The sequence below is a fragment of the Pseudoclavibacter helvolus genome, assembly GCF_014191305.1.
Taxonomy (GTDB): Bacteria; Actinomycetota; Actinomycetes; order Actinomycetales; family Microbacteriaceae; genus Pseudoclavibacter; species Pseudoclavibacter helvolus.
In genome coordinates, this window is sequence record NZ_JACHWJ010000002.1 from 460,515 (window position 1) to 479,723 (window position 19,209).

18 protein-coding genes are annotated in these 19,209 nt (G+C 67.8%); 15 read left to right on the forward strand and 3 right to left on the reverse strand.

The window, feature by feature from the left end:
- Positions 1-173 precede the first annotated feature (173 nt).
- The 8 genes from rplS (at position 174) to dprA (ending at position 8,238) form a co-directional block, all read left to right on the forward strand.
- Complete coding sequence (gene rplS / locus FHX72_RS09040) at positions 174-524, forward strand: 50S ribosomal protein L19 (RefSeq protein WP_068484112.1); 351 nt, start codon at positions 174-176, stop codon at positions 522-524.
- Between the two features lie 103 nt (positions 525-627).
- On the forward strand, positions 628-1,506 hold the full coding sequence (gene lepB, locus FHX72_RS09045; RefSeq protein ID WP_183624501.1) for a signal peptidase I: 879 nt from the start codon (positions 628-630) through the stop codon (positions 1,504-1,506).
- Positions 1,503-2,156, forward strand: a complete 654-nt coding sequence (locus FHX72_RS09050; protein WP_338110093.1) for a ribonuclease HII — start codon at positions 1,503-1,505, stop codon at positions 2,154-2,156. Before lepB ends, FHX72_RS09050 begins: the two co-directional genes overlap by 4 nt.
- 12 nt (positions 2,157-2,168) lie before the next feature.
- Positions 2,169-2,492: a DUF2469 family protein gene (locus FHX72_RS09055; RefSeq protein ID WP_068484088.1), complete on the forward strand. Its 324-nt coding sequence runs from the start codon at positions 2,169-2,171 to the stop codon at positions 2,490-2,492.
- A gap of 100 nt (positions 2,493-2,592) precedes the next feature.
- The gene (locus tag FHX72_RS09060; protein ID WP_183624668.1) at positions 2,593-4,680 is read left to right on the forward strand and encodes a RecQ family ATP-dependent DNA helicase; all 2,088 of its coding nucleotides are present in this window, start codon (positions 2,593-2,595) and stop codon (positions 4,678-4,680) included.
- A 238-nt stretch (positions 4,681-4,918) separates the two neighbouring features.
- Positions 4,919-5,278, forward strand: coding sequence for a YraN family protein (locus tag FHX72_RS09065; protein ID WP_068483975.1), 360 nt, complete (start codon positions 4,919-4,921; stop codon positions 5,276-5,278).
- Positions 5,275-6,900 carry a YifB family Mg chelatase-like AAA ATPase gene (locus FHX72_RS09070; protein WP_183624503.1) on the forward strand — a complete coding sequence of 542 codons (1,626 nt, stop codon included), beginning with the start codon at positions 5,275-5,277 and terminating at the stop codon, positions 6,898-6,900. Before FHX72_RS09065 ends, FHX72_RS09070 begins: the two co-directional genes overlap by 4 nt.
- Before the next feature lie 6 nt (positions 6,901-6,906).
- Positions 6,907-8,238, forward strand: coding sequence for a DNA-processing protein DprA (gene dprA / locus FHX72_RS09075; protein WP_183624505.1), 1,332 nt, complete (start codon positions 6,907-6,909; stop codon positions 8,236-8,238).
- 61 nt (positions 8,239-8,299) lie between these two features.
- Here the strand turns inward: dprA and FHX72_RS09080 are convergent, their stop codons facing one another.
- Positions 8,300-8,773, reverse strand: coding sequence for a MarR family winged helix-turn-helix transcriptional regulator (locus FHX72_RS09080; RefSeq protein WP_082805565.1), 474 nt, complete (start codon positions 8,771-8,773; stop codon positions 8,300-8,302).
- A 65-nt stretch (positions 8,774-8,838) separates the two neighbouring features.
- Here FHX72_RS09080 and FHX72_RS09085 point away from each other — a divergent pair, with 65 nt between their 5' ends.
- Positions 8,839-10,962 carry an MMPL family transporter gene (locus FHX72_RS09085; RefSeq protein WP_183624507.1) on the forward strand — a complete coding sequence of 708 codons (2,124 nt, stop codon included), beginning with the start codon at positions 8,839-8,841 and terminating at the stop codon, positions 10,960-10,962.
- Positions 10,963-11,017: 55 nt separating this feature from the next.
- Complete coding sequence (locus FHX72_RS09090) at positions 11,018-11,923, forward strand: tyrosine recombinase XerC (RefSeq protein WP_183624509.1); 906 nt, start codon at positions 11,018-11,020, stop codon at positions 11,921-11,923.
- Between the two features lie 249 nt (positions 11,924-12,172).
- Here the strand turns inward: FHX72_RS09090 and FHX72_RS09095 are convergent, their stop codons facing one another.
- Complete coding sequence (locus FHX72_RS09095; RefSeq protein ID WP_183624511.1) at positions 12,173-13,669, reverse strand: LPXTG cell wall anchor domain-containing protein; 1,497 nt, start codon at positions 13,667-13,669, stop codon at positions 12,173-12,175.
- 159 nt (positions 13,670-13,828) lie between these two features.
- On the reverse strand, positions 13,829-14,380 hold the full coding sequence (locus FHX72_RS09100) for a murein hydrolase activator EnvC family protein (protein WP_183624513.1): 552 nt from the start codon (positions 14,378-14,380) through the stop codon (positions 13,829-13,831).
- A gap of 304 nt (positions 14,381-14,684) precedes the next feature.
- Between FHX72_RS09100 and rpsB the strand changes: the two genes are divergently transcribed.
- From rpsB to FHX72_RS09125, 5 genes are all read left to right on the forward strand, one after another.
- Positions 14,685-15,578 carry a 30S ribosomal protein S2 gene (rpsB, locus tag FHX72_RS09105; RefSeq protein WP_068483066.1) on the forward strand — a complete coding sequence of 298 codons (894 nt, stop codon included), beginning with the start codon at positions 14,685-14,687 and terminating at the stop codon, positions 15,576-15,578.
- Between the two features lie 27 nt (positions 15,579-15,605).
- Positions 15,606-16,436, forward strand: coding sequence for a translation elongation factor Ts (gene tsf / locus FHX72_RS09110; RefSeq protein ID WP_183624515.1), 831 nt, complete (start codon positions 15,606-15,608; stop codon positions 16,434-16,436).
- 150 nt (positions 16,437-16,586) lie between these two features.
- Positions 16,587-17,312: a UMP kinase gene (pyrH, locus tag FHX72_RS09115; RefSeq protein WP_068483060.1), complete on the forward strand. Its 726-nt coding sequence runs from the start codon at positions 16,587-16,589 to the stop codon at positions 17,310-17,312.
- Positions 17,313-17,436: 124 nt separating this feature from the next.
- The gene (frr, locus tag FHX72_RS09120; RefSeq protein WP_068483057.1) at positions 17,437-17,991 is read left to right on the forward strand and encodes a ribosome recycling factor; all 555 of its coding nucleotides are present in this window, start codon (positions 17,437-17,439) and stop codon (positions 17,989-17,991) included.
- A gap of 6 nt (positions 17,992-17,997) precedes the next feature.
- Entirely contained in the window at positions 17,998-19,188 is a 1,191-nt protein-coding gene (locus tag FHX72_RS09125; protein WP_338110094.1) for a phosphatidate cytidylyltransferase, read from the forward strand.
- Positions 19,189-19,209: the final 21 nt, after the last annotated feature.

Consider the following 19,209-nt stretch of genomic DNA (forward strand, 5'->3'; position numbering starts at 1 on the left):
CGCCGAGCTCGAGCGGGCCGGTCTTCGCATTGCGGGCGTCAAGCTGGCATGGTTTACTAGACCCTTGTGCCGCGGCTCGACTCTGCCACAGGGGATGAGAGCACCTCGCGATGCACGCCAACCTCTTCACTGACCTTCGCAGCCGACCTGTGGCGACTGCAGAGAGCGAAATCATGACCAACGTTATTGACGTCATCGACGCAGCATCGCTGCGCAGCGATGTCCCAGACTTCCGCCCCGGCGACACCGTCAAGGTGCACGTGAACATCGTTGAAGGCACGCGCTCGCGCGTTCAGGTCTTCCAGGGTGTTGTCATCGCACGTCAGGGTGCCGGCGTCCGCGAGACCTTCACGGTCCGCAAGGTCAGCTTCCAGGTGGGCGTCGAGCGTACGTTCCCCGTGCACACCCCGGTCATCGAGAAGATCGAGATCGTGTCCCGCGGTGCTGTGCGTCGCGCGAAGCTCTACTACCTCCGTGGTCGTCGTGGCAAGGCTGCGAAGATCCGAGAGAAGCGCGACAACTAAGCGCCAGCAGTAGGCGAATGGCTCCCCAACGCGGGAGCCATTCGTGTCGATCCACACGTTGACTGAGGGTTCCGCCGCGGCGGACCGACCGCGAGGGGGAGCCATGGGCGACGCGAGTGCGCGCGACCGCCGCGCTCCATCGCACGGCAGGGCACCGCACGACGGCAGGCACCGGCTGAGTCAGACTGATCGCCCCGCGGGTCTTGGCTCTTCCGACATCGCGAGCGCGCCCATCCACGCCGTCGGTCTCATCGCGGAGAACGAGCCGGCTCCGGCGCCCAGCCGCGGACTCGGCAAGGCGATGCTGTCGTTTGCTCGCGACCTTGTCATCGTCGCCGTGCTTGCGATCGTCATGTCGATGCTCATCAAGACCTTCCTGCTTCGGCCCTTCTACATCCCCTCCGCGTCGATGAACGACACCCTGGTCGTCGAAGACCGCGTGCTCGTGAACCTGCTGGTCCCCGACCTCGTTGGGATCGAGCGCGGCGACATCGTCGTGTTCGAGGACCCGGGCGGATGGTTGCCCGTCGCGGCTCCCGCCGAGAAGTCCCCGTCGCAGGCCGCGGTCGACGGTGCACTCGAGTTCGTCGGCCTCAAGCCCGAGGAGACGAGCAACCACCTCATCAAGCGCGTCATCGGGCTGCCAGGCGACGTCGTCTCCTGCTGCAACGAGTACGGGCAGGTGCTCATCAACGGACTGCCGATCGGCGAGCCCTACCTGCTGCTCGAAGACGGGCAGGCCGCATCCGGGATGCCGTTCGAGGTGACAGTGCCGGAAGGTCACCTCTGGGTGATGGGTGACAACCGCTACAACTCGGAGGACTCCCGGTACCACCAGGACGAGCCTGGCGGCGGGTTCGTGCCCGTCGACGACGTGGTTGGCAAGGCGTTCCTGCTCAACTGGCCCCTCGACAGGTTCACCTTCCTCGGCAACTACCCAGAGGTATTCGACCGCGTGCCAGAACGAACGGACCAAGAGTGACCCCGCCCGTGGACCCGACGCTCGACGTCGAACGCGAGCTGCTGCTCACCGCGCCCGTCGTGATCGGCGTCGACGAGGTGGGCCGCGGCGCGATTGCGGGCCCCGTCGCAGTCGGCGCCTGTGCGATCGACGCTCGCAGGGTTGAGCTTGGTGCCCCCTCCGGCGTGCGCGACTCCAAGCTGCTGAGCGCGAAGCGTCGCCTCGAGGCTCGAGAGGGTATCGAGTCGTGGGCCATGGGAGTCGGTGTCGGCTACGCCAGCGCGAGCGAGATCGACGAGCGCGGCATCACCGCATGCCTCGGAGCGGCTGCCAAGCGTGCGCTCGCAGAGTTGCACGCGAGTGGAGTGCCGGTCGCGGATGCGGTGGTGCTGCTCGACGGATCGCACGACTGGCTCTCCCCGTGCCTCTCGACGCCGCTCCGTGTCGTGGTGCGTCCCAAGGCAGACCGCGACTGCACGTCGGTGGCTGCGGCGTCGGTGGTCGCGAAGCTCGAGCGCGACGCGCTCATGATCTCGGCGGCAGAAGCCCATCCCGAATACCTGTGGGAGTCGAACAAGGGATACGGCAGCGCGGCCCACCTCGCTGCCATCGCTGCGACGGGCCCGAGCGAGCTCCACAGGCACACGTGGCTCCGCGCCGCGACCCCGTAGACTGGGCGGATCATGGACGACGAGAATTTCGACGATTACGAGCGCGAGCAGGAGCTTTCCCTGTTTCGCGAGTACCGCGACGTCGCGGGGCAGTTCAAATACGTGATCGAGACCGAGCGCCGTTTCTACCTGGCGAACAGCGTAGATCTGGTCAGGCGCGACACCGAGCACGACTTCTACTTCGAACTCACGATGAAGGACGTCTGGGTGTGGGACATCTACCGCTCTGACCGCTTCGTGAAGCAGGTCCGTGTGCTGACGTTCAAGGACGTCAACGTCGAGGAGACCGGCTCGAAGGAATTCGAGCTCCCCAAGGAGCTCGCGCTCGACGAGTAGCCGCCCGGCGTCGGAACGGGAGCGCGCTCTCGCGCTCGCGACGCGCCGCCTGGACGCCGATGTCGGTGGTTCGTGGGAGCCTCGTGGAGTGACAGAGACGATGATTCCCGCCGCCACCGCATCCGCCGCCACACAGATCCTCCGGGCGCTGGTCGGGAGAGACGACGCGGTCTTCCACGACGGTCAGCTCGAGGCGATCTCGGCGATCGTGGACGAGCGACGGCGAGTCCTCGTCGTGCAGCGCACGGGCTGGGGCAAGTCGGCGGTGTACTTCATCGCGAGCCTCATGCTGCGCGCGCGTGGCGCGGGGCCGACCATCCTCATCTCGCCGCTGCTTGCCCTCATGCGCGACCAGGTCGAGGCCGCGAGCAGGGCGGGCGTCAGGGCCGTCTCCATGTCGTCCGCAAACGCGCACGAGTGGGCGAGCATCCGCGAGCAGCTCGCGGCCGACGAGATCGACGTGCTGCTGGTGTCGCCGGAGCGTCTCAACAACCCGGAGTTCCGCGACACGCAGCTTCCCGAGCTCCTTCGCCGCACCGGCCTGGTCGTGGTCGACGAGGCGCACTGCATCTCCGACTGGGGGCACGACTTCCGCCCCGACTACCGCCGCATCGCGTCGCTCATCTCCGGTCTCGGCACGGACATCCCTGTGCTCGCGACGACGGCGACCGCCAACGAGCGAGTTGTGCACGATATCGAGGAGCAGCTCGGCCGCAGCAGCATCCTGACCATTCGCGGCCCACTCGCTCGCGCCAGCCTGCGGCTCGGGGTACTCAGGCTCGGCAACGCGCGCGAGCGTCTCGCCTGGCTGCTGCAGCACCTCGACGAGCTGCCGGGGTCGGGCATCATCTACACCCTCACGGTCGCGGGGGCCGAGGACACCTCGGCTGCCCTGCGCGAGGCGGGCATCCACGCGCCCGCGTACACGGGCAAGACCGACCCGGACGAGCGCGAGCGTCTCGAGGGCGCGCTCAAGCGCAACGAGGTCAAGGCGCTCGTCGCCACGAGTGCGCTTGGCATGGGCTTCGACAAACCCGACCTTGGGTTTGTGGTGCACCTCGGCGCTCCTTCTTCTCCTGTCGCCTACTACCAGCAGGTGGGGCGCGCTGGCCGCTCGAGTGCGTCCGCTGACGTGCTGCTGCTGCCCGGTGAGGAAGACCGGGCGATATGGGAGTACTTCGCCACGGTCTCCATGCCAGACGAAGAGCGCGCGCAGGCGGTGCTCGGAGCCCTGGGAGCATCGCCCAGGTCGACCGTCGCCCTCGAGTCAGCGGTCGACCTCCGCCGCTCGCGCCTCGAGCTGCTCCTCAAGGTGCTCGACGTCGACGGCGCCGTTCGGCGCGAGCAGGGCGGATGGGTCTCGACGGGGCAGCCGTGGAGCTACGACGGCGACCGGTACTCGCGCATCGCCTCGGCTCGGTCTGCCGAGGCGCAGGCGATGATCGACTACGAGCGCACCGACGGCTGCCGCATGGAGTTCCTACAGCGGCAGCTTGATGACGCGACGGCGGCGCCGTGCGGGCGCTGCGACAACTGCGCGGGCGTCTGGTTCGACGCGACGACTGACGCGGCCGTGCAGGCGCGGGCTGGCGCAGCTCTCGATCGCGTCGGCGCGGACATCGCGCCGCGGCGCCAGTGGCCGAGCGGCATGGCGAGCCTCGGCGTCGACCTGAAGGGGCGCATCCCCAAGGAGCAGCAGGCTTCCGAGGGGCGCGTGCTCGCGCGCCTCAGCGACCTCGGCTGGGGCGGGCCGCTGCGTGAGCTCTTCGCCTCCGCGGGGCCCGACACGGTCGTGACTGGCCCACTCCTGCAGGCGTGCATCCGCATCCTCTCCGAGTGGAAGTGGGATGCCCGCCCGCAGGCCGTCGCCCTTGTGCCGTCGCGGTCGAGGCCGTTGCTCAGCGAGTCGCTGGCTGAGGGCATCGCGGGCGCGGGGCGCCTGCCCCTCCTCGGCTCCTTGGACCTGGTCCACGGTGGACCTGCCGGGCAGCCGGGCGGGAACAGCGCGTTCCGGCTCTCCAACGTCGAGGGCCGGTTCTCGGCGGCCTCGCTCGAGATCCCGGCGGGGCCAGTGCTGCTCATCGACGACTTCGTCGACAGCGGTTGGACCATGACCGTCTGCGCGCGCGAGCTCCGTCTTGCCGGGGCGAGCGCCGTGCTGCCGTTGGCTCTCGCGCAGAAGGGCTGACACGCAGAGCGGGCGGGCCCGCCATTTCACGCCGGTGTCTCGCCATAGGGAGGGGCACCTGCGGCGCCGCGGAAGGTGCCCCGCTACTGGGCGACCACCTTGCTGAGGTGACCGTACTGCTGAGGCGACCACTCTGCTGACGTCGTGACTGTGGACAAGTGGTTGTCCACAGCGTCCCTCTTCGTTGTGGGTCGGTCGCTCGTGGCAGGCCAGACTCCCGGCAAGGGAGGTGGTGCGGATGCGTGCCAAGGATCAGCTGGGGCGGCTCGGCGAGAATCTCGCGACCGCGTACCTCGAGGAGCGCGGCCACGACGTGGTGGAGCGGAACTGGCGCTGTCGGGAGGGTGAGATCGATGTCGTCTCGAAGCAGGGCGGGTACATCGTCTTCACGGAGGTGAAGGCGAGGCGGTCGACTGCCGCCGGGCACCCGCTCGAGGCGATCACGCCCACGAAGCTCGCGCGGATGCGGCGCCTCGCGGGGCTCTGGATGCTCGCCCACCCCGACGAGCGGGGCGCGATGCGGCTCGACGTGATCGCTGTCATCGCGCCGAACGACCGCACGCCCGTCGTGGAGCACGTGGCGGGAGTGGGCGCGTGACGCAGGGCACGGTCGGTCACTCGGTGGCGATTGCGCTCGAGGGCCTCGGGGGCGAACTCGTGGAGGTGGAGACGCAGATCAGCCCCGGCCTACCGTTCTTCAAGCTCGTTGGCCTGCCGGACACGTCGCTCGGGGAGGCGCGCGAGCGGGTGCGGGCTGCCCTGCAGAGCTCGGGATGCCCGCTGCCGGCAAGCCGAGTCATCACGAACATGTACCCGGCCTCGCTGCGCAAGCACGGCGCCGGGTTCGACCTCGCGATCGCTGTTTCGTTCCTCGCGGCTGCCGGCATCATCGCGGCCGAGTCGCCGACGAAGGCCGTCCACATCGGGGAGCTCTCGCTGACGGGGCAGGTGCGGGCGGTCGTCGGCGTGCTGCCCGCCGTCGCGGCGGCTCGAGCCGCGGGCTTCGACACCGTAGTTGTGCCAGCGGACTCGAAGGCCGAGGCAGAGCTCGTTGAAGACATTCGTGTTGTCGCCGTCGCGTCACTCCGCGCGGTCGCGCTGCACTATGGCGCGGACGCCGATGACCTCACAGAGGAGCTGGGGTACCCCTCGGGTTCACCCTCCCGGGGCATCACGACAGGGGAGCGCGGCGGAGCCGGCGCAACCGCAGGAGCGTATGAGCTTGGCTCGGCGCTCGACCTGTCTGACGTCGTTGGCAACGAAGCGGCGGTGCGTACGCTCGTCATCGCCGCCGCCGGCGGCCACCACCTGCTCATGCTCGGCCCGCCAGGCGCGGGCAAGACGATGCTCGCGGAGCGCCTGCCAGGCATCCTCCCCGACCTCGAGCCCGACGCGGCCGTGACGTTGGCCGCGGTCCGATCGCTCCGCGGCATCCCGTTGTCCTCCCGCCTCGACCGCCGGCCGCCCTTCGAGGCGCCGCACCACACGGCGTCGGCGGTGGCGCTGCTCGGCGGCGGCAGCGGCATGATCCGACCGGGTGCCGTCTCGCTCGCGACGGGCGGGGTCTTGTTCCTCGACGAGGCCCCGGAGTTCGCGCGGCACACACTCGACTCGATGCGACAACCGCTCGAAAACGGCGTCATCGAGATCCACCGTGCCCAGGGGAAGGCTGCCTACCCGGCGGAGATGCAGCTCGTGCTGGCCGCGAACCCGTGCCCGTGCGGCAACCACGGCGACCCGGACGGGCAGTGCCGGTGCGATGCCTCCGCGCCACGACGCTACCTCGCCCGACTCTCCGGTCCACTGCTGGACCGAATCGACCTGCAGCTGCGCGTGGAGCGCGTCTCGGCCGCCCGCGCTCGGCTCGTCGATCACGAGGCGCAGCTCGAAGGAACCGCGGCGGTTCACGCGGCAACCAGCACGGCTGCCGCCCGCGAGCTGGTCCAACAGGCGCGCTCTCGGGCCAGGCATCGGCTGGCATCGACTCCGTGGAGCATCAACGCTCGCGTCGTCTCGCGCTGGCTTCGCGCCCCGGACAACCGTCCCAGGAGGGAGGCCTACGCGCCCCTTGCCCTCGCACTCGAGCGAGGGCAGGTCACGATGCGCGGGCACGACCGGGTGCTGCGCGTCGCTTGGACCATCGCCGACCTCGCCGGGGCGCCTCGCCCCGAACTCGAGCACATCCACGAGGCCCTCTCGTACCGGATCAGGTTGGGGTAGGCGGCGATGACAGCACAGTTCGGCCAAGGTGACGGGTACGCCGGGCCACGAAGAAGCGCAGCCCAGGAGCCCGGGCGGGAGCCGGGCCTCGATGATCTGCGCGCGGCCCTCGCGGGAGTGAGTGGCCCGAGCACCGAGGCGATGACCGACGACGAGGTACGCGCCCGTATCGCTCAGCTCGCTTGGTCGTGCACCGTCGAACCCGGCGACGCGACGGCTGGGCTCCTGCTCGGTGCACTTGGGCCCGTCGCGGCCCTGGAAGCCGTCACCTCAGGCTCACTCTTGCGTCGGGCTCGGCAGCGCGGGGCTGGAGCCGGCATCCCGCTCGCTGACCTCGCGTCGGCACTCGAGAGATGGCACGACCGTCTCGACATCGCCCGCACCGCAGCCATCCTGCGCAGCTCGGCGAGACTCGGAGTTCGGGTCGTGCTGCCGGGGGACACCGAATGGCCCAGGCAACTCGAGGACCTCGGACCGCATGCGCCGTGCGCGCTGTGGGTGCGCGGGTCCGTGGAGACGCTTCTGGAGTTGGCTCCGTCGGTTGCGCTTGTCGGCGCTCGTGCCTCCACAACGTACGGTGAAGAAGTCACGGTGCGGCTCGCGAGTGGGCTGGCCAATCGGGGCTTTGCCATCGTCTCAGGCGGGGCCTACGGAATCGACGCTGTCGCGCACCGCGTTGCGCTCGCCGAAGGAGCCCCGACCGTCGCCGTGCTTGCAGGTGGGCCCGACCGTCTCTATCCGCAGGGCAATCGATCCCTCCTCGAGCGCATCATCGCGGAAGGCGCGCTCGTCTCGGAGCTGCCGGTCGGACAGGCGCCCACTCGTTGGCGTTTTCTCCAGCGCAACAGGATCATCAGCGCCCTCGCCTCGGCCACGGTGGTCGTGGAGGCTGGCCGCCGCTCGGGGGCGGCGAACACGGCTGCCCACACGTTGACCCTCGGGCGGCCACTCGGCGCGGTGCCCGGCCCGGTGACCAGTGCAGCGTCTGTGGGATGCCATCGGCTGCTGCGGGAGTCGGACGCGACGCTCATCACCTCGGTTGACGACATCGTTGCGATGCTCGGCCAGGGTCAGGGCAGCGAGCTTGCGCTTCCCGACGGGGAAGCCTGGCCGGGGCACAGGGGCTCGCTCCAAGGCGCGGGGGATCGGCTCAGTTCGAACGCGGTGCGGGCGAGGGATGCGCTCCGCGTCGGCAGGCCGCAGCGCCTCGACGCGATCTCCTCTGCGGCGGGCCTCACGACTGCCGAGACTGCCGCGGGCCTCTCCGAGCTGGAACTGAATCGCCTCGCTCGCGAGACGCCGAGCGGTTGGGTCAAGGTGTCGGAAGTCAAGCGTTGACAAACGGATGCCACGCCCAGCACGGACACGCGCGTAGTCAGCGGCGTGCAGGTGGTCTCGGCTACCTCGCTGAGGGATCCAGGTGCTCTCGGTAGCTCGCGACGACGCCTTCCAGGTACCGCACGATGACCTCGCGCTCTGCCTCGTCGAAGTCCTGGGCCACCGAGTCGATATCCATGATCATGGGTGCGAGGAGACCCCGAGCCTTTGCGGTCGAGTCCTCGTCGGGAACTACCAGTACGCCGCGACGATCGTTCGGGTTCGGCTCACGTCGCACGTGACCGGCCTTCACGAGGCGATCAACCACCACGGTCACCGCGGCGGTCGTGATCCCGAGCCGTCGCGCGATGTCGGAGGGCGTGAGGTGGCCCGACGAGATCAGGTGCTGCATCGCGACGAGGTCCGTGTGGTTCACCTCGAGTTCCTTCGCGACCACAACCTCGTACTCGTCGGAAATCGTGAGGATCTCGCGCAGCAGTGCGGTCGACTCATGGACGCGCGGAAACGCGCGACCCCGCTCATCCCCGGATTGCATGACACCCATCCTAGCGCTAGTTTAGCTAAGCAAATTGATTACTAGTGAAATTAGGCGGTTCGTTCATGGGCGGGATCATTCGATTCATCACGGGCAAGGCGAGCGGCGCGATCGTCATCGCCGTCTTCGTTGCCCTCAGCGGCCTCGCGTTTTTCTGGGGCTCGGGGGAGAGCGGCGACGTCGCGCCGGCCGGAGACCTTCCCGCGTCTGCAGAGTCCGCGAAGGTCGAGGAGGCCCTCGCGGCCTTCGAGACCGAGGACCGCTCGGCGGCCCTCTTCGTATTCCACCGTGACGGTGAGACGCTCACCCCGGACGATCTTGCCGCCGTCGCGGCGGCGAGCCCAGCGATCGCCGAAGCTGCAGGAGCCGACGCGCTCCCACCCGCGTTCCCCGCGGAAGACGGTGAGGCCATGATCCTGACCGTGCCGCTCGACGCAACCACAGACGTCGACGCGCAGTCCACTCGCGCGGAAGCCATGCGCACCGCGGCAGCCGACGGCCTCCCCGAAGGTCTCGTTCCCGTCATGACCGGCCCAGAGGGCTTCGCCGTCGATATCGCGGCGGTCTTCGAAGGCGCAAACTTCACGCTCCTCACGGTCACGGTGCTGGTGGTCGCCTTCTTGCTCATCGTCACCTACCGGAGCCCAGTCCTCTGGCTCATCCCGCTTTCCGTGGTCGGCCTCGCCGACGGCGTCGCAGGCATCGTGGCGACGCGCATCGTCGGCGCGTTCGGACTAACGATGGATGCATCGATCAAGGGCATCCTGTCGGTGCTCGTCTTCGGCGCGGGCACCAACTACGCGCTGCTCCTCATTGCCAGGTACCGCGACGAGCTACGTGTCTCCGCAGACCGTCGCGAGGCGATGGCAACCGCGCTCCGGGGCGCGGGACCGGCGATCATCGCGAGCGGTGGCACGGTCGCGCTGAGCCTCGCGACGCTCCTCTTCGCCTCGCTCGGAGGCAACGTGGTGCTTGGTCTCGCGTGCGCCATCGGCGTTGTCGTTGCGATGGCGTTCGCGCTTGCGCTGCTGCCCGCGACCCTGGTGCTCTTCCCTCGAGGCATCTTCTGGCCCGTCGTTCCCCGCGTCGGTGACGACCAGCACGGCAAGGGCTTCTGGTTCAAGCTCGGTACCGGAGTCTCGAAGCGCCCGGCCATCGTGGCGGGGGCCGGCATCGTCGTGCTCATCGCGCTGGCCGCCATCGCCCCGAGCATCAAGGTGGGCCTCGCGCAGACGGAGCGATTCACGTCGACGCCAGAGGCGGTTGTCGGCCAGGAGCTGCTCAACGACCACTTCCCTGACCTGGCCGGAGCTCCAGCCATCGTCGTCGCGCAGTCGAGCGAAGCCGAGGCGGTTGCGCAGCGCGCTTCCCAGATCGAAGGCGTCGCTTCGGCGGCGGTTGGCGATTCGAACGGGACGGTGACGCGCATCGACGTGGGCCTCTCGTCGCCAGCGGAGACCGAGGAGGCGCTCGCGACGGTCGAGCGACTGCGCGCCGAGCTCTCCCAGATCGACGGGGCGGACGCCATCGTCGGCGGCCTCGACGCCCAGGCGCTTGACGAGCAGGCAGCCCAGGACCGCGACCAGCTGCTCCTGTTCCCGCTCATCCTCGCCGTGGTCTTCGTTGTGCTCCTGCTGCTCCTGCGCTCGCTCGTCGCGCCGATCCTGCTCTTGCTCACCGTTGTCGGCTCGTTCTTCGCCTCGGTCGGAGCGAGCTGGCTGCTGTTCACGAACGTCTTCGGCTTCCCAGCCCTGGACACCTCGGTGCTGCTGTTCAGCTTCCTGTTCCTCGTCGCCCTTGGCGTCGACTACAACATCTTCCTCGTGACGCGGGCACGCGAGGAGGCCGTGAAACACGGCACGAGGGATGGCATGATCCGCTCGTTGTCCGCGACCGGAGGGGTGATCACGAGCGCTGGAATCCTGTTGGCCGCGGTGTTCGCTGCCCTGGGAGTGCTGCCGCTCATCACGCTCACGCAGATCGGCATCATCGTGTGTGTCGGCGTGCTCCTCGACACTCTGCTGGTGCGAACGGTCATCGTGCCAGCGCTTGCCTTCCTGACCGGCGACCGCTTCTGGTGGCCGAGCAAGGCTGTGCTCGGAGAACGGAAGCCAGCGCACGCGAAGCCTGCGCACGCAGCGCCGACGGACCTGGAGAGCTCGAAGTCCAAGCCGGCCCACGCCAAGTAGGCCCCTCGGTCGAGTCGCCGCCCGGCCTTCCGGGCGGAGACCTACGATGGGCACCATGCAGGAGCTTTCCGTGGCCGTCGACGCGTACTTGCGTTCGCTGCGCTCCGAACGCGGGCTGTCTCCCCGCACGACCCAGGCATACGCGAGCGACCTAAGCCTCCTCCTCGATTTCTGCGAACGCGCCGGAGTTGCAGACCCGAAAGCGCTGACCCTCGAGGTGTTCCGCGACTTGCTCTGGCAGCAGACCCAGGGCGGCAAGGCTGCCTCGAGCATCGCCCGAATGGCGGCCTCGTTTCGAGGGTTCACGTCGTGGCTCGACGAGACGGGGCGGGGCCCTGATTCGGCTCGCCGCCTCAAGAGCCCGAAGGCTGGGTCGACGCTGCCTCGAGTTGTTTCTGCCGACGGGATGCGGGGCATCCTGGACTCGCTCGCGGACCGGGCGGCGACCGGGGATCCCGTCGAACAGCGCAACCTCGCGATCATCGAGCTGCTGTACGCGTCTGGGATCCGCGTCTCGGAGTGCTGCTCGCTTGATGTTGGTGCCGTCGATCTCGGTCGGCGGGTAGTGAGGGTCGTCGGTAAGGGCGACAAGGAACGTGTTGTGCCATTCGGTGCCCACGCGGCGAGAGCCATTGATCGCTGGCTGGAGTCTGGTCGCCCCACGCTCGAGCAACCTCGATCGGGTCGCGCGCTCTTTCTCGGCGCTCGCGGTGGACGACTGGACGTCCGTACGGTGTACGCGTTGTCCCGCGAAGTGCTCGGGGCTGCGCCAGGCGGTGGCCCTTCTGGGCCGCACACGTTCCGACACACTGCTGCGACGCATCTGCTTGATGGGGGAGCAGACCTGCGGGCCGTGCAGGAGATCCTGGGCCACTCGGATCTCGGCACGACACAGATCTACACGCACGTCTCGGCCGAACGTCTCCGAGCCTCGTACCTGCAGGCGCATCCGCGAGCCTAGGGAGTAGGCGGCGAGGCGCTGGCTTCCAGGGGCGTTCTTGGCATCGAGGCCTGGGGATTGGGAGTCGAGCAGCCCACACGCGTCGCCGCGACGGGTGGGTCTGTCCGTCGCGGCGCGCATGCGTGAGCGTGATTCTCCTTCTGGGTGCGGCACCTCCTCTCTTCGGGCGAGCCCGTGGTCTGTCCTTCTGGCGAGTGGGTTTCCTGCCGGCTCTGAGTCGACCCGGCACTTCGAGCGTGTCGGGGTCGGTCAGGCCTCCCGTCGACGACTCAGGAATCCCCAGACCAGAGCGCCGGCGCCGATGACGAGTGCTCCTACGCCGAGCAGCAGCGGCCAGCTCATGGCCGAGGCTCCGGTCTGGGCAAGCGTCTCCGGCTGGGGGCTCGTCGGCACTGCCCCCGTCGTCGCAGCCGCCGTGTGTGCTGGCGTTGCGGTGGGCGGAACCGGAAGCGGCGTTGCACTGGCGGCCGGTGTCGCTGGTGAGCTTGGTGGAACCTGCGTTGGTGGGGCCTGCGTGCTCGTGGCCGTCGGGGGTGCGGTCGTGGGTGCAGGGGGCAGTGCGGTCGCCACGGGCGGCTTGGCCGTTTGCGTAGGCGGCGGAGTGACGGGTGCAATCGGCGGTGTCACGGTCGGGCTGCTCGGAGGCGCGGTTTGCGTCGGGGTGACGCTTGGTGTTGGTGTTGGTGTTGGTGTTGGCGCGGCGGTCGGCGTCGGCGTTGGGGTGGGCGCGGCTGATGCCGTTTGGGTCGGCTTCGGGCTCGGGATACGCGGGGGAGCGGCTGTCCGCGTCGGCGTTGGCACCGCAGTCGGAGTCGGAGTCGGCACGGCTGTTGGCCCCGCGGGCTCCGTCGGCTTCGCGGTCGGCGTCGGGGTTGTGGCCGGGACCCGCGGTACGCGGTCCTGCCCGACGGCCGAGAACTCCCCAGGGATCGTGCCTCCACTGCTCCCGAGCAGCTGCGCGTCCGGCGTGTGCAAGAGCAGGATCTTCGCAGCCCACGATTCCGACGGCGAGGTGACCTTCGCCGTGCCGCTCACCGTGACAGGGCCACGATCAAACGCACTCGACGCCACCACGATCGACGCAGGCTCGCCGACCGCGAGCGTCGCGGTGTTGCTTCCCGTCGACGCGAACGTGGCGCCATTCAGCACTACCGTGCCCGTGGCTCCGGCGAGGTTCGTCGCCAGAGAGACGGTGCCCTTCTTCTCGTCCGCACCATCGGTGGTGAACTGCAGGCTGCCCGAGTGGTTCGCGGGTGCTCGAGCCCCGACTTTTGCGGCACCCTCCCGGATGCTGGCGAGCGTGCTGCTGACCTCGGCCCTCCGGGGCTCTGGGACCCGGCCCAGGAAGTACTCGTCGCCACTTGTGCCGTGGCTCGCGTAGCTTTCTGGGGCCGCGAGCGACCAGACGAACATTGCGACTGCGCTCGTCACGGCCGGGTCAGCTGACTGCCCGTGCGTGGAGATCGCCCAGTTCACTCGCGCGGTGCTGTCGTCGCTCATCCGGAACTGCTGCCCGTCGACGACATCCCCCTTGGTCGTTTCGTCGAGCGGTCGCGGGAGCCAGGGCTGCAGGCAGTACACGTTGCGCCCCTCGAAGCTGTAGGCGCCGATTCGTCCTTGGCCGCCATTCTGCGCGTCATCGAACCCCGGGCCGTAGCCTGCCGCGCTCGCAGTCTGTGCTCCCGAGAAGAGCAGGAACGTCGCCGCCATCGTGAGCATCAGGATTCCCGCGCCAGCTCGAGCCACGAGAGTCATGTAGCGGCGAGCAGGGCGCTCGCGCAGACGTGATCGGTCGTCGGCGGTTCGAGTTCTGTGGTGGGCTCGGGGCCTCTGACGGTTGAGAGGAGACATGTGGTGCCTTTCTGGTGTGGTCTGGGTGCTGGTGGTGCTCGGCGAGTCGGCTTGTCATCGGTAAAGCGGGAGAAGCACCGCCGCAGGTGGGTGAAGCGCGCCGAATCGGGGTGCAGGATCGCGGTAGGCGCCGTCCTGCCGCAGGCCGATGTGGAGCGAGCCTTCCGGTGAATGCCTGTGCCCCGTGCTTAGGACGCCGATGCGCTGCCCGGCCAGGACGGCGGCGCCTGGCTCGAGTTCGGAGACGACAGGCTCATAGCTCGTCAGCGCCCCGTCGGCATGCTGGATCGAGAGCACTGGCCTGTCGACGACGAAGCCGGAGAACCTGACGGTTCCCGCCGCGGGGGCGAGAATGACGGCTCCGGGAGCTGCAACGATGTCGATGCCGCGGTGGCCAGCCCCATACGGCGAGGCGAGTTCGAACGCCCGCGAGACCGCTGGCGTTGACTCCACCGGCCATTGCCAACCGACCGACGAGGCCGTCGCGGCCGAGGCGTGAGGCGCGGAGAGCTGACTGAGCCCGCACAGGAGCGCGACAGCGAGCAGCATCGCGAGGGTGCGAGCTCCTCGGGCGATGGTCGATGCAAGTGGCGGCGGGTGGCGCATGCAGTCATCGTGCTTCGGCGCGAGGTGGTTTTCCGAGTGAGATGAGCTGGCTGTGGATTACTGTTTTCCACAGGGTCTGCGACAACAGAGTCGCCGCCCCTGTTCCCTGCGCCACCGCGCGTGTGTAGACTGTCGCCAGCAGCCCGCAATGCGGGCTGACTTCGCGTGCCCATCGAGGTGTGCATCCATCGGTCTCCAGCACTGCTGTGCGAGAGCGGATGTGCATCGGGCACCAGGCTGTGCGGCCGCCGGTCGCAGAGAAAAACCGCGCGCAGAGATGCGCATTCGAAAAGGGAGAACGACCATGGCTGTCGTTACCATCCGCCAGCTGCTTGACAGCGGCGTGCACTTCGGGCACCAGACCCGCCGCTGGAACCCGAAGATGAAGCGCTTCATCTTCACCGAGCGCAGTGGCATCTACATCATCGACCTCCAGCAGTCGCTTGGATACATCGATGCTGCATTCGACTTCGTCAAGGAGACGGTTGCCCACGGCGGCACCATCCTCTTCGTCGGCACGAAGAAGCAGGCACAGGAGTCGATCTCCGAGCAGGCAACTCGCGTGGGCCAGCCCTACGTGAACCAGCGCTGGCTCGGTGGCCTTCTCACGAACTTCGGCACCGTCCAGAAGCGCCTCAACCGTCTCAAGGAGCTCGACCTCGTCGACTTCGACGACACGACGCGCGGCTTCACCAAGAAGGAACTCCTCATCCAGCGTCGCGAGCGTGACAAGCTCGAGAAGTCGCTCGGTGGTATCCGCAACCTCTCGAAGACGCCTTCGGCGCTCTGGGTTGTCGACACCAAGAAGGAGCACCTCGCGATCGACGAGGCCAAGAAGCTTGGCATCCCTGTCATCGCGATCCTCGACACGAACTGCGACCCTGACGACGTCAACTACCCGATCCCGGGTAACGATGACGCCATCCGCTCCGTTGCACTGCTCACGCGCATCATCGCCGACGCAGCAGCAGAGGGCCTCATCCAGCGCCACCAGAAGCCGACCGAAGGTCAGGCAGAAGTTGAGCCGCTCGCTGAGTGGGAGAGCGACCTGCTGCAGGGCGACGCTCCTGCCGCCGAGGCCGTCGTCGAGGCACCTGCCGAGGAGACCGTTGTCGTCGAGGCAGCAGCTGAGCCCGCAGAGGCAACCGAGGCCGCTGAAGCGGTCGAGGAAGTCGAAGCCGTCGAAGAGTCCAAGTAACTTCAAGCACTAGGGAGAACCCCACACATGGCTAACTTCACCCTCGCTGATGTCAAGGAGCTGCGCGAGCAGCTCGGTACTGGCATGGTCGACACGAAGAAGGCGCTCGAAGAGGCCGACGGCGACAAGGAAAAGGCCGTCGAGATCCTCCGCCTCAAGGGTGCGAAGGGCAACGCGAAGCGCGCTGACCGTTCCACCAGCGAAGGCCTCGTCGCCGCAAAGGACAACGGAAACGGCACCGCGACGCTCATCGAGCTCGCAACCGAGACCGACTTCGTAGCGAAGGGCGACAAGTTCATCGCCCTCTCCGAGAAGGTGCTCGATGCTGTGGCCGCCGCTGGCGCGTCGACCCTCGACGAGGCTCTCGCAGCCCCCGTCGACGGAACGACCGTCAAGGAGACCATCGACGGCGTCGCTGCGATCCTCGGCGAGAAGATGGAGCTCCGCAAGGTGACTCTCCTCAAGGGAGCCAACTTCGAGATCTACCTGCACCGCACCTCGCAGGACCTGCCGCCGCAGGTTGGCGTCGTCGTGGCGTACGAGGGCGACGACGCGGCTACGGCTCGCGGCATCGCTCAGCACATCGCGATGTTCGACCCGCAGTACCTCACGCGTGAGGACGTTCCTGCCGAGGCAATCGACAAGGAGCGGGTCATCGTCGAGGAGATCTCGCGGAGCGAGGGCAAGCCCGAGGCTGCCCTTCCGAAGATCATCGAAGGCCGCCTGACCGGCTTCTTCAAGCAGATCGTGCTCCTCGAACAGGACTACGCTCGCGACAACAAGCAGACCGTCAAGAAGATCGCTGACGCCGCAAACGTCAACGTCGTCGACTTCGGCCGCATTCGCGTCGGCGCGTAGCACCACACGTTCACGAACTCGGGGCCGGATGCACATGCATCCGGCCCCGTTTCGTGTCTCTGGGGGTGCCTGGGCGAGCCGCTCCGAGACATGCCGATGCTCCGCACAAGGTAGGCTCGTGGACGATCAGCGACCCCACAAGGAGCACAAATGTCACCACAGGCCCCGCGCAGACGCGTTCTCCTCAAACTCTCTGGCGAAGCGTTCGGTGCAGGCAAGATGGGTGTCGATCCCGAGGTGCTCACGAGCATCTCCAAGGAGATCGCCGCTGCTGCACGCGACGTGGAAGTCGCCATCGTCGTCGGCGGAGGAAACTTCTTCCGCGGCGCTCAGCTCGCGAACGCCGGTATGGACCGGGCGCGCGCCGACTACATGGGCATGCTCGGCACGGTCATGAACGCACTCGCGCTCCAGGACTTCATCGAGCAGGCGGGCACCCCTGCCCGTGTGCAGTCCGCTATCGAGATGCGCCAGGTTGCCGAGCCCTACATCCCGCTCCGCTCGAAGCGCCACATGGAGAAGGGCCGCGTTGTCATCTTCGGCGCCGGCGCCGGACTCCCGTACTTCTCGACCGACACCGTCGCAGCTCAGCGCGCGCTGGAAGTCGGCGCAGACGTGGTGCTCGTCGCCAAGAATGGCGTCGACGGCGTCTACACAGCCGACCCACGGCGCGACCCGAGCGCGGAGCTGCTCCACTCGGTCACCTACCAGGACGCGCTTCAGCGCGGCCTCAAGGTCGTCGACTCGACCGCGTTCAGCCTCTGCATGGACAACGGCATGGATATGCGTGTGTTCGGAATGAGCCCAGAGGGCAACATCGCGCGTGCGATCCTCGGCGAGGACATCGGAACGCTCGTCACGTCGAGCCTCGACTAGCCGACTGCCCCGGCAGGAAGCGTCACCCCGCGACTATTTCGTCAGCGCGCCGCGCCTTTGAGCGTGGCGTGCCCATCCCACCACCTCGGTAGGATGATGCAGAACGCCCTGGAAAGGACACCCCGTGATCAACGACGTGCTCACCGAGACCAAAGACAAGATGGCGAAGGCCGTCGACCACGCGAAGGAAGACTTCGCAACGGTGCGAACGGGGCGGGCGAACCCTCAGCTCTTCACGAAAATCCCCGTTGACTACTACGGCACGGCGACCCCGCTCGAGCAGCTTGCTTCGATCGCGGTGCCCGAGGCCCGCGTGCTGGTCATCACGCCCTACGACAAGTCGGCGCTCAAGGAGATCGAGAAGGCCATCGTGTCTCGCCCGAACCTGGGCGTGACGCCGAGCAACGACGGCAACCTCATCCGCGTTGTCATGCCGGAGCTCACGGCTGACCGCCGCAAGGAGTACGTCAAGCTGGTGCAGACGAAGGCGGAAGAGGCTCGCGTCGCCGTCCGCAACATTCGTCGCAAGGCGAAGACCGACCTCGAGGCCCTGAAAGACGAGGTCGGCGAGGACGACATCACTCGCGGAGAGAAGGAACTCGAGACCGCCACGAAGGCGCACATCGACCGCATCGACGAGGCTTCCAAGCACAAGGAAGCCGAGCTCCTCGAGGTCTAATCACTCGTGTCCACGACTGGGAGTGACGGGGCTGACCCCGGCGAGCACCCGGACCAAGTGGTCCGGGAGTCGGCAGCGGAGTCCGAAGCGCACGGCACGGCGAGCGCTTTCGGGTCGGCTGCTGCTGAGGATGAGGGCGAGACCGCACCGGTAACCGGCGACCCGTCGGCCGCCGGTGAGCTCCCAGTCATGGCAAACGGTGAGGCTGCCCCGCCGCTGACCCCGCTGCGTGCTCAGTCACGCCTTGGCGACACTGGGGCGAACATCCTGCACGATCTCGAGTCGCGCGCGCAGCATGCGCGCACGCAGGTTCGTGAGCAGCGCGACAAGCTGCGCGCACGCAACGACGCGATCAACGCCCGCAGCGGACGCAACCTGGCCTTCGCCGTGCTCTTCGGTGTCGTGCTCGGGGCGATGCTCATCTCGAGCCTCATCTTCATCAAGGAACTCTTCATCCCGTTCGCGATCGCCATGGTCGTCTTCGCGACGATCGAGCTCGCGAGCGCCATGCGTGGTGCAGGGCGTGACGTGCCGAGGATCCCGCTGGTCGCCGCGGCCGTCGCGATCATCCCTGCCGCCTACTACTTCGAAGTCGTGGGCCAGTGGATCGCTTTACTCGTCGGTGTCTTCGTCGTCACGGTGTGGCGACTCGTCGAGGCCTCGGTCTCCAGCAACAGGCCGCCGAGGAAGGCGGTCTGGGCCGACTTCCTGGCCGCGGCGCTCATCCTCATCTACGTTTCCTACCTCGGCTCGTTCACGGTGCTCCTCACCGCCCAGGAGGACGGGCAGTGGTGGGTGCTCGGCTTCCTCATCATCGTCGTGGCCGTGGACGTCGGGGCGTACGTCTTCGGGCTCAACTTCGGCAAGCACAAGCTCGCCCCGAAGATCAGCCCAGGGAAGACCTGGGAGGGATTCGCGGGCGCCGCGCTGACCTCTGTAGTCGTCGGCATCCTCGTCAGCATCTTCCTCCTCGACCAGGCGTGGTGGTTCGGCCTGGTCATTGGGCCCCTTCTCCTCATCACCGCCACAGCGGGCGACCTCACCGAGTCGATGATCAAGCGGGACCTGAAGATCAAGGACATGAGCTCCTGGCTTCCCGGTCACGGCGGCTTCTTCGACCGAATCGACTCGATCCTTCCGTCCGGGGCGATGGCCTTCGCGTTGTACTTCTGGAGCGCCGATACCACCCTCTGGTGATGCCCCACCGGGGAGCCTGCG